Source organism: Streptomyces nanshensis, assembly GCF_001751255.1.
Classification (GTDB): domain Bacteria; phylum Actinomycetota; class Actinomycetes; order Streptomycetales; family Streptomycetaceae; genus Streptomyces; species Streptomyces nanshensis_A.
In genome coordinates, this window is sequence record NZ_LJGW01000454.1 from 1 (window position 1) to 260 (window position 260).

Genomic DNA, 260 nt, shown 5'->3' on the forward strand with positions numbered 1-260 from the left:
GCCGCCGCGACCTCCCCCACCGAATGCCCCGCGACGAAGTCCGCACGCACCCCCCACGACTCCACCAACCGGAACAGCGCCACCTCCAACGCGAACAACGCAGGCTGAGCCCAACCCGTACGCCCCAACCGCCCCGGCTCACCACCCCACATCACCTCACGCACACCCGGATCCAGATGCCCCAGCACCCCGTCCAACGCCTCCGCGAAAACGGGAAAACACCCGTACAACTCCCGCCCCATCCCCAGACGCTGACTCCC

1 protein-coding gene is annotated in these 260 nt (G+C 68.8%); it reads right to left on the bottom strand.

The window, feature by feature from the left end; translation table 11 throughout:
* Positions 1-260, bottom strand: a 260-nt coding sequence (locus AN218_RS28280) for an acyltransferase domain-containing protein (protein WP_141747716.1), incomplete at both ends; no start/stop codon positions are given.